The organism is Mesorhizobium sp. B1-1-1 (assembly GCF_006442955.1).
Lineage (GTDB): Bacteria > Pseudomonadota > Alphaproteobacteria > Rhizobiales > Rhizobiaceae > Mesorhizobium.
Genome location: NZ_VFWW01000030.1, coordinates 1 through 1,096 on the forward strand (window position 1 = coordinate 1; position 1,096 = coordinate 1,096).

General features: G+C 56.8%; 2 protein-coding genes. Both read right to left on the bottom strand.

Going from position 1 to position 1,096, the window contains the following annotated elements; all coding sequences use genetic code 11:
* On the bottom strand, positions 1-764 hold a 764-nt coding region (locus FJ986_RS30315), incomplete at its 3' end, for a phospholipase D-like domain-containing protein (protein ID WP_246681853.1).
* A gap of 93 nt (positions 765-857) precedes the next feature.
* The coding region (locus FJ986_RS30320) for a low affinity iron permease family protein (protein WP_140676920.1) at positions 858-1,096 on the bottom strand (239 nt) is incomplete at its 5' end.

Consider the following 1,096-nt stretch of genomic DNA (forward strand, 5'->3'; position numbering starts at 1 on the left):
ATCATCAGTTCCATGTTCTCCGAGCCATTTGGCTGCGATGACAGGATCAGCTGAGCGCTAAGCGACCCCGCAGGTTCGGAGGGTGGGTAGAACTTCTCACCTTGCAATGTCTCGCCGGCCGTCTCCAACCAGTTTTCCGCGAATGCCGCCTGGAAGGCAGACACTGCGGGTCCTTTGACTTGATAGTGCGTGTCGCGCCACTCATCTGGATTGCGGGCGTTTCCGAGCCAGTTGTCGGCAATACCGACGCCGCCGGTGAACGCGACCAGCCCGTCAACGATGAGCAGCTTGCGATGGGTCCGGTTGTTTACACGATCCAACGTATACCAATGAATAGGTCTATAGCGCTGGAACCGCACGCCGGCGCTTGTCATGATCTCGATCAGGTCTTCATCGAACGGCAGGCTGCCGACCCAGTCAACGAGCACACGGACCTCGACACCCTCCCGGGCTTTGGTTGCCAACGCGGTCGCGAACTCATAACCGACGACCCCCGACCAATAGATATAGGTCTCGAAATCAATTGTAGACCGAGCCGCATGGATTGCCTGCAGCATTGAAGGAAAGATCTCATCTCCGTTGACAAGGGTTTGTACCGCGTTTGAATCGAACAGCTGTCCTTGTGAATAACTGCTCATGCTCCTTGCAAATTCGGGATCCGACGCGTCGAATCGGTGCGGGACAAGCGTTCGCAAAATGCGTGGCTCTGGTGCCAAGTTTATGCTCAGCAGAGTGATCAGGCTGGCGATGACGGCAACGGCCACGTATTTGAGGCTCTTAAGCAGCCTTCCCCGGTTTACGCCAAACCTCACTGGGTGCGCACCCGCCCGTAGCGCCGCGAGTCCGCATGGCACATCTCAATCGCCCTGCTGTTTGCGAGTGCGATGCTTTTCGATTTCCTCTGGTTCCTCATCATCGATTCTGGTGATGTTCGATGCCGAGCTATTCGTTCGCAACATCTCATCCAGCTTGGCATGGATCGCCTGCGTGTCGCGATGTTCTGCGCGTTGAATGAACAGTGTCATGGCCCAGGTGAACAGGGTCGCCGCGCCGTGCCAGTTCAAACTCGCCCTGTCGAGAAATAGCCAAAGGGCCG